The sequence below is a fragment of the Coleofasciculus sp. B1-GNL1-01 genome, from assembly GCF_040220235.1.
Taxonomy (GTDB): domain Bacteria; phylum Cyanobacteriota; class Cyanobacteriia; order Cyanobacteriales; family Coleofasciculaceae; genus Coleofasciculus.
Map to the genome: position 1 here is coordinate 24,478 of NZ_JAVJTO010000002.1, position 8,995 is coordinate 33,472.

Sequence of the window (8,995 nt, forward strand, 5' to 3'; positions counted from 1 at the left end):
GAACATTATGTCATCAGCCAGCGCAGAAAAGGCTGTCCCAGAAAAATCTAAAGCAAAGAAAAAAGAACATCCCAGTGGTGACAAGCGCTTTAAGGTGTTAGATATCACCATGAAGCGAGCGCAGAATCGTCCAGATGCGTTAATTGAAGTGTTGCACAAGGCGCAGGAAGCCTTTGGTTACTTAGAAGAAGATGTCCTCATCTACGTTGCACGCGGACTCAAACTTCCCCTCAGTCGTGTCTATGGTGTGGCAACGTTTTATCATTTATTTTCCCTTAAACCCAGTGGGGCGCATACTTGCGTCGTTTGCTTAGGAACAGCCTGTTATGTCAAAGGGGCGGGGGCGCTGCTGGATAAGCTAGCTGAAGAAGCCCATGTTCAGCAAGGCGAAACAACCGCCGATGGCAAGATGTCACTGGTCACTGCCCGTTGTATTGGGGCTTGTGGTTTAGCACCCGCTGCCGTTTTTGATGGCAAAGTTTTGGGTAAACAGACGCCAGATTCAATTATGGACAATGTGAAAGAGTGGCTGGAATAGTTTATATCTTATGTCATTTGATGACTAAGGGTAAGGACTCATAATTTATTATTAAGGACTAACCTTATGGAACTAGCTGAACTTCTGGAAATTGCGGAAAAAGAACGGGCGAGTCGGAAACCGATTCGGGTTCATTGTTGTACAGCAGCGGGCTGTGCGTCCTCGAACTCTGAGCAAGTGAAAAAGAGTTTAGATGAGGCGCTAAAAGCGACGGATTTACACAATACCGTGGAAGTCTGTAGCGTGGGTTGCATGAAGTTTTGTGGTCGAGGTCCCTTGGTAGAAATTGAGTCGAAGGGACTTCTTTATGAACAGGTGACACCTGAACAGGCTCCCGCAATTGTGGCGGCGATGAATGGGGGAAGTCAAGATGACTCGGATGGATTGATTCCCCTCGATCCTCAGCATCCCTTTTTTACGTTACAACAGCCAATTGTGCTGGAAAACAGTGGCAAAATTAACCCGGAACGGATTGAGGAATATATTGCCGTTGGTGGGTATCAAAACCTATATAAAGTTCTCCACGACATGACCCCCGAAGAGGTGGTGGATGAAATCACTCAAAGTGGATTACGGGGACGCGGCGGCGGTGGTTATCCCACGGGATTGAAGTGGGCAACTGTGGCGAAGATGCCTGGGGATCAGAAGTATGTGATCTGTAATGCTGATGAGGGAGATCCCGGTGCATTTATGGATCGATCGGTCTTAGAAAGTGACCCCCATCGGATTATTGAAGGGATGGCGATCGCCGGGTATGCGGTTGGTGCGAATCATGGCTATATTTACGTCCGGGCGGAATATCCGTTGGCGATTAAACACCTACAAAAAGCGATTACCCAAGCCAAGAAATACGGGTTGATGGGATCTCAGATCTTTGATTCTCCCTTTGACTTTAAAATTGACATCCGCGTTGGTGCCGGTGCCTTTGTCTGCGGTGAAGAAACTGCCCTAATTGCTTCCGTTGAAGGGGGACGAGGAATGCCGCGTCCTCGCCCTCCCTATCCCGCCCAGTCGGGATTGTGGGGATGTCCGACGCTGATTAATAATGTGGAAACCTTTGCCAATATTTCCGCGATCATCCGTGAGGGGGCAGATTGGTATGCCAGTATCGGTACGGAAAAGAGCAAAGGAACGAAAGTATTTGCCCTGACAGGTAAAGTCCGCAACACGGGCTTAATTGAAGTGCCAATGGGAATTAGCCTGCGTCAAATTGTGGAAGAAATGGGCGGCGGTACGCCTTCTGGGGAAGTGAAAGCGGTGCAAACAGGAGGTCCTTCTGGGGGATGTGTACCTGCCAATTTATTTGACACCCCAGTTGAATACGATTCCCTGATTAAATTAGGCACAATGATGGGGTCTGGTGGCATGATTGTCATGGACACGGAAACCAGCATGGTCGATGTGGCGCAATTCTACATGGAATTTTGTCGCGGTGAGTCCTGTGGTAAATGCATTCCTTGTCGCGCTGGTACCATGCAAATGTATCAGATGTTGACCAAGATCCTCAATGGACAAGCGACAATGGCGGATCTGGAAAAATTAGAACAACTCTGTGGTATGGTCAAAGCCACCAGCTTATGTGGTTTAGGTCAAACTGCACCGAATCCGGTGATGAGTACGCTGCGTTATTTCCGGGATGAATATCTGACCTTGTTGCAAGATAGCCCGAATGGGAAGGTGGCGGTTAAGTCATAAGCCTTTTCGGGAAGATCATGAAGGGTCAATTGTAGGCGCAATTGTAGGCGCAATTGTAGGGGCGGGTTTAGCCACTAAATTCAAATATTTACCCATAAAGGAACAACAAAACCCGCCCAGACTCACCCATAAAGGAACAACAAAACCCGTAAGTTTGTTGGCGAATGACAAAAGACAAACGATAAAGGACGAAATACGATATGTCAGTAAAAACATTGACGATTGATGGTATTGATGTCGCCGTTGAAGAAGGAACCACGATTCTCAAAGCGGCAGAAGAAGCAGGTGTCCATATTCCGACGTTATGTCACCTCGAAGGCGTTTCTGATGTTGGCGCTTGTCGATTGTGTTTAGTGGAAATTGCTGGGATTAATAAGCTGTTACCCGCTTGTGTTACTCAGGTAGCAGAAGGGATGAATATTTCCACTCACAGCGAACAATTGCAAGAGTATCGCCGTATGATTGTGGAGATGCTGTTTGCAGAAGGCAATCATGTCTGTGCCGTTTGTGTGGCAAATGGTCATTGTGAACTGCAAGATGTGGCGATTGAAGTGGGAATGGATCACTCTCGTTTCCCCTACCGCTTCCCGAATCGGGAGATTGATGTCTCCCACGATCGCTTCGGCATTGATCACAACCGTTGCATTATGTGTACCCGTTGTGTGCGGGTTTGTGATGAAATTGAAGGTGCCCATGTTTGGGATGTCGCTAATCGCGGTGCTGCTTCTCGTGTGATTACAGGGTTGGATCAGCCTTGGTCTGAGGTAGAGGCTTGTACCTCTTGCGGAAAATGTGTGGATGCTTGTCCCACGGGTTCGATTTTCCGGAAAGGGTCTACTGTTGCAGAAATGGAACGCGATAAAACTAAATTGGAGTTTCTGGTTACCGCACGCGAAGAGAAACAATGGACGCGGTGATGGGAATCAGGGAGATGGGGGAGATAGGGGAGATGGGGAAGATGGGGGAGATAGGGGAGACACAAATAAATTTTTGTCTAATCTCCCATTAGAAACGACCACTCTCCAATTCCCAATTCCCACCTTCATGCTCCAATCATCACATCATTAATTGAGGGAAACATCAATCATGGCAAAGATAAAATTAGCAACAGTATGGTTGGCTGGTTGTTCCGGCTGTCACATGTCGTTTCTGGATCTGGATGAATGGCTGCTTGAACTGGCTAAACACGTCGATGTCGTGTATAGTCCAGTCGGTTCTGACCTGAAAGACTATCCCGAAAATGTTGATGTTTGTTTAGTCGAAGGAGCGGTCGCCAATGAAGAAAATTTAGAGTTAATTCGTAAGGTCAGAGAACGAACAAAGTTATTGATTTCCTTTGGGGATTGTGCTGTAACGGCGAATGTTCCTGCTATGCGAAATATGTTGGGAGGAACTGAACCTGTTCTCAAGCGTTGTTATTTGGAATTGGGGGATGCGAATAATCAGTTACCCAATTTTCCGGGAATTGTACCGGAATTATTAGATCGGGTACGCCCTGTGCATGAAGTGGTTCAAGTTGATTTATTTATGCCGGGATGTCCCCCTTCAGCCGATCGCATTCAAGCTACCGTTGAACCGTTACTGCGGGGTGAACAACCTGTGATGGAAGGACGGGAAATGATTAAGTTTGGATAGTCATTGGTCATTGGTCATTGGTCATTGGTCATTGGTGATATAGATTTTAGGATTAAATTGGGCGCAAGCATTGCGCCCCTACAGCATAAAAAGGACAAAGGACAAAGGACAAAGGACAAAGGACAAAAAAGTTATGGCTAAAACAGTTGTTATTGATCCGGTTACTCGTATTGAAGGACACGCGAAAATTTCTATTTTTCTAGATGACGCCGGGGAAGTAGAAGACGCCCGATTTCATGTGGTGGAATTCCGGGGCTTTGAAAAGTTTTGTGAAGGACGCCCGATGTGGGAAATGGCGGGAATTACTGCCCGAATTTGTGGGATTTGTCCGGTGAGTCATTTACTGGCGTCGGCAAAAACGGGGGATAAAATTCAAGCGGTGAAGGTGCCGCCTGCGGGTGAGAAGTTGCGGCGGATGATGAATTTGGGACAAATTACCCAGTCTCACGCGCTGTCGTTTTTCCATCTGAGTAGTCCTGACTTTTTATTGGGTTGGGATAGTGATCCGGCGACTCGAAATGTGTTTGGTTTAATTGCGGCTGATCCGGATTTAGCCCGCAGTGGGATTCGCTTGCGCCAGTTTGGTCAAACGGTGATCGAACTGTTGGGGGCGAAGAAAATACACCCGTCTTGGGCGGTTCCTGGCGGCGTGCGATCGCCTTTATCGGAAGAAGGGCGGGCTTGGATACGCGATCGCTTACCCGAATCCCGGGCGACTCTCGATACCGCCCTGGGGTTATTTAAGCAGTTATTGGATAAGTTTTCTACCGAGGTAGAAACCTTTGGTCTGTTCCCCTCCCTGTTTATGGGGTTAGTCGGTAAAGATGGAGTCTGGGAACATTATGATGGTCATCTTCGCTTCAAAGACAGTGAAGGGCATAAGGTAGCTGATGGACTCAGTGAGGATGATTATCAGGAGTTTTTAGGGGAAGCGGTTGAACCCTGGTCTTATCTGAAATTCCCCTACTATAAACCTTTAGGATACCCGGATGGGATTTATCGGGTGGGTCCATTAGCCCGACTGAATATCTGCGATCGCATGGGGACAGAAGCGGCGGATCGGGAGTTACAAGAATTTCGCGATCGCGCAGGCGGTGTCGCCACGTCATCCTTCTTCTATCACTATGCCCGCTTAGTGGAAATTCTGGCAGCCCTAGAACGGATTGAACAATTAGTCAATGACCCGGATATTGCCTCCAAACGCACTCGTGCGGAAGCCGGAATTAACAGTTTAGAAGGCATTGGTGTCAGTGAAGCGCCCAGAGGTACATTGTTCCACCATTATAATGTGGATGAAAATGGCATTATCAAGAAAGTCAACATGATTATTGCCACGGGTCAAAATAACTTGGCGATGAACAAAACCGTAGCACAAATTGCCAAACATTACATCCACGGGAATGAAATACCCGAAGGGTTATTAAACCGAGTCGAAGCCGGAATTCGTGCCTTTGACCCCTGCTTAAGCTGTTCGACTCATGCGTTTGGTCAAATGCCCTTGCATATCCAGTTAGTGGGTTCATCTGGGGATGTTGTTGATGAAGTCTGGCGTAATTAAGCGCAGATTTAAAAATCTCCCGATTAAATCGGGAGATTTTTGGTTTAAGGGTTCAAGTTAACTGTCTACCACAATCAAAAAATCTAAGGAGGAAAAAGCTATGCAATCAATTATTTCCCGATCCGAGGATGTTTTTTCAAGGATTGAAACTGATAATCGTCTGTTTCTTCTCAAGCCTAAGAATGGACAACCGCCTATCGTGCAACTTTTGAATGAATCCGCCCTCTCTTTATGGAACCGAATAGAGGATTCAGCGTTACTTGATGATATTCTAAGGGATGATTGGGACAACCGATTGCGAACAACCTTCGCATACATGCTGCACAATGGCTTCATTCAATGTCATCCACCTGTAAATATCGAACCAATTATTGACGCAGCAAGCATCGGTTTATACCAAGACCCTTGGCAGTATCAATTTGATACATTGACTCTAAAATCCCCGTGGTTCGTATTATGGGAAGTAACAGAACGTTGTCCCCTGAAAAAACGGTGTCTCTTTTGTTATCAGCCGGATGAAATTACTATTGACGATCCTAGCCCTGAAGAGTACGAGCAAGTTATAAGTGAATTAGTTACTAACAAGATACCTTGGGTAACTCTACTCGGTGGCGAACCTTTATGCTACAACAAGTTGACAGATATCATTAGCCAGCTACGTTTCCATCGCATTTTTGTTAAAGTGATTACCAATGGCGTACTTGTCACTGAAGAAAATGCCGCGCAGCTTGGCGAAGCTGGTGTCAATCAGGTTGCTGTTTCCCTTGATGGACTAGACCGAGAAACACATGACTTGAGTCGGGGTGAAGGTGCTTTCGATAATACTCTTATTGCCATTAAGACGCTCAAGCAACGGGTTCCTCTTGTAAGTCTAAGTCTAACTGTATCTAACAAAACCTTTGAACAGCTTGACTATTTACCAGAGTTTTGTGAGGAACTAGGAATAACTGAGGTATATATCTCGCCTTTGCGGGCAACTTCCAACACCTCTATTGCACCTAGTTTGGGAGCAATGACTAGTGAACAGTACAGCCAGTTGAGAGAGAAGATTGCTTCTTGTTGCCGTTCAGATCTTGATGTTATTAATATTCCAGAATGTAGCTGTGGTCGCTCATCTTGCGTGATTCATGCTGATGGATCATTTTCACCTTGTCCCTTCGCACGAAGTGCTTATGGTAGCATATACAAAGAGGGACTTGCAACTTTGTGGTCTCGTGCAAACAAAGTGGCAGAAGAAATCGGGCGTATGATTCCTGGCTCATACTGTTTTCGTAGGCACGAGCAGGAAGCTCTCGTCTCCCTTGAAAATAAAAAAATAAGGCTCTCTTAGACGGGTTATGGTAAATTAGCAATTTAAATGAGCTTTAACCCTTAAATAGAAAAGGATCTAACAGAATAAAAAAGCTGTTTTCTTAGAATGTTTTTTTTGAATCTCCATGGTTCTTACGTAATTTTTACAGCAGATTTCAGGTATAGCATTCGCTTGAACATATCTCATCTAGTGGTCTTCATCTGTCAATAAGGCTTCATCTTTGGAGATATTAACGCTCTTATGTCACTTTCGGAAGGGCGAAGCCTGAAACCCTTACAGTGAAAGACTTTGGTGAATTGCTCCTATATCATGAGTTCCTATCAGTTTCTAAACCCCCAAATACTTTGCAGCCATGGCTTTCAGCAATCAGGTTTGACATTTCGTTTCCCAGAGTGACAATAGAGCGTTAATCTGAAGTTTCCCTAGCCAAAAAACCAAAACTGCCTCACCGTGCGGCTTGGCGCGATTTTTTAGCCGCCCTACTTATGTCAAATCACTGAAACCTTGATGTAGCTTGGGTTTCAACCGATCTCTTGTCATATTGCAAAAATACGGGTCTTTCGTACTTAGTGTGCTAAATTGTTAGTTTGATTAGTCCGAACATTCAACAGTAAGAGCCTTAGCCACTTCTTCCCATATTTCAAGTCGTTTTAATGGACTCAGGCGTTACAATTTAGTGTAGGAGTAACAACCGTGATAGATGGCAAAGCTATTTCTATTTCTCTGTTTTCAGGGGCTTTTGGTTTAGACCTAGGGTTAGAGTTAGCCGGATTTCATACCGTAAGCGTGGTTGAGAAAGACCGTGATTCAGTAAAAACCATAGCCCTTAACCGACCCTATCTTCATGAAAGTGCTATCCCAAGGGCAATTGAAACAATCAGTACCCAAGATTTACTTTTAGAAGGGGGTCGAGTTTTAGGAAAAGGGAGAGCGTTACGCCCGAATGAGGTAGATTTGGTGGTGGGTGGCGCACCTTGTCAGCCTTTTAGCACAGCCGGAAAAAGGGCTTCAGTCTTAGACCCTCGTGGCAGTTTATTTATGGAGTTTGTCCGTGTTGTTCGAGACATTCAACCCCGATTTTTCGTGATGGAGAATGTGAAAGGGTTACTGTCTGCTGCTATTCGTCACCGACCCATTAACCAACGGGGAGCGGATTATCCACCGTTAGAACCTGACGAAATGAGAGGTGCAGCCCTTAAGGTGGTACTGGCAGAAATGCACGAACTTGGATACAAGGTGGTGTACAACCTTTTAGAAACTGCCGATTATGGCGTTCCTCAAAATAGAGAGCGGGTTGTGTTTATTGGTTCCAGAGATGGTGAATCGGTTACATTTCCTTTGGCTACCCATTGTCAAAGCGGTAGAGATTTACCAAAGTGGCGTACTTTACGAGATGCGTTAACCAATTTAGTTGAACAAAATCCAGAGTTTACACCTTACTCAGAAAAGCGCTTAAAGTATTTGAGACTCCTCAAATCAGGACAAAACTGGAGATATTTACCGGAAAACTTGAAAGAAGAGGCAATGGGAGGTGCTTACAAGTCAGGGGGTGGTAAAGTTGGATTTTACAGGCGATTGTCCTGGGATAAGCCTTCACCTACTGTGACGACAAGTCCACAGCAAAAAGCCACAGATATGTGTCACCCTGTAGAACTGCGTCCCTTGACTGTGCGAGAGTGTGCTAGAATCCAAACTTTTCCTGACGACTGGATTTTTTGTGGGTCAATAACGTCTAAGTATAAACAAATTGGGAATGCTGTACCTGTTGGATTAGCAAAAGCCATTGGGACTTATCTTTACAGCTTGATTCAAGGAGATAAACCGCGAGGAAAAGAAATCGTTGAACAACTCTCACTTTTCCCTTTATAAAAATTAAACTGAAGTTCCCCCCGTCCAGATGTACTACAGGGGACTGAACTCCTACTGCATAAGCATTTTAGCAATTTAGCCCCCTCAAATCGTACCCATGTATATTTAAGATTTTCTTAATAGTTCTAGGAGAGAATCTGTGAGACAATTGTAGTCATGTACATAGAGCGTGTTCCTTGCCAGAAATTCTCCTCCAGCCGTATTACTTCGCTCCTCTTACCGCGAAGGCAAGAAAGTGCGGAAACGGACCCTAGCTAACCTATCTAAATTGCCGGATGAAGCCGTAGACGGCTTAAAAATCCTTCTCAAAGGAGGCAAAGCCATTGAAGACATCGAAGAAGCGTTTAACATAGTCCGTTCTCGCCCTCACGGTCACGTTGCCGCTGTG

The 8,995-nt window shown here is 45.6% G+C and carries 7 protein-coding genes and 1 pseudogene; all 8 read left to right on the forward strand.

Annotated features, from left to right (window positions below):
* Positions 1 to 7 precede the first annotated feature (7 nt).
* On the forward strand, positions 8 to 538 hold the full coding sequence (gene hoxE, locus RID53_RS00135) for a bidirectional hydrogenase complex protein HoxE (RefSeq protein ID WP_446386191.1): 531 nt from the start codon (positions 8 to 10) through the stop codon (positions 536 to 538).
* A gap of 66 nt (positions 539 to 604) precedes the next feature.
* A complete protein-coding gene (gene nuoF, locus RID53_RS00140) occupies positions 605 to 2,233 on the forward strand; it encodes an NADH-quinone oxidoreductase subunit NuoF (RefSeq protein WP_446386192.1) in 1,629 nt (542 codons plus the stop codon).
* A gap of 200 nt (positions 2,234 to 2,433) precedes the next feature.
* Positions 2,434 to 3,150: a bidirectional hydrogenase complex protein HoxU gene (gene hoxU / locus RID53_RS00145; RefSeq protein WP_446386193.1), complete on the forward strand. Its 717-nt coding sequence runs from the start codon at positions 2,434 to 2,436 to the stop codon at positions 3,148 to 3,150.
* A 169-nt stretch (positions 3,151 to 3,319) separates the two neighbouring features.
* Positions 3,320 to 3,868, forward strand: a complete 549-nt coding sequence (locus RID53_RS00150; protein ID WP_446386194.1) for an NADH-quinone oxidoreductase subunit B family protein — start codon at positions 3,320 to 3,322, stop codon at positions 3,866 to 3,868.
* A 133-nt stretch (positions 3,869 to 4,001) separates the two neighbouring features.
* Complete coding sequence (locus RID53_RS00155) at positions 4,002 to 5,426, forward strand: Ni/Fe hydrogenase subunit alpha (protein WP_446386195.1); 1,425 nt, start codon at positions 4,002 to 4,004, stop codon at positions 5,424 to 5,426.
* A 100-nt stretch (positions 5,427 to 5,526) separates the two neighbouring features.
* On the forward strand, positions 5,527 to 6,756 hold the full coding sequence (locus RID53_RS00160; protein WP_446386196.1) for a radical SAM/SPASM domain-containing protein: 1,230 nt from the start codon (positions 5,527 to 5,529) through the stop codon (positions 6,754 to 6,756).
* Between the two features lie 675 nt (positions 6,757 to 7,431).
* Positions 7,432 to 8,607: a DNA cytosine methyltransferase gene (locus tag RID53_RS00165; RefSeq protein ID WP_446386197.1), complete on the forward strand. Its 1,176-nt coding sequence runs from the start codon at positions 7,432 to 7,434 to the stop codon at positions 8,605 to 8,607.
* A 156-nt stretch (positions 8,608 to 8,763) separates the two neighbouring features.
* A pseudogene (locus tag RID53_RS00170) lies at positions 8,764 to 8,995 on the forward strand (IS1634 family transposase); the annotation flags it as partial.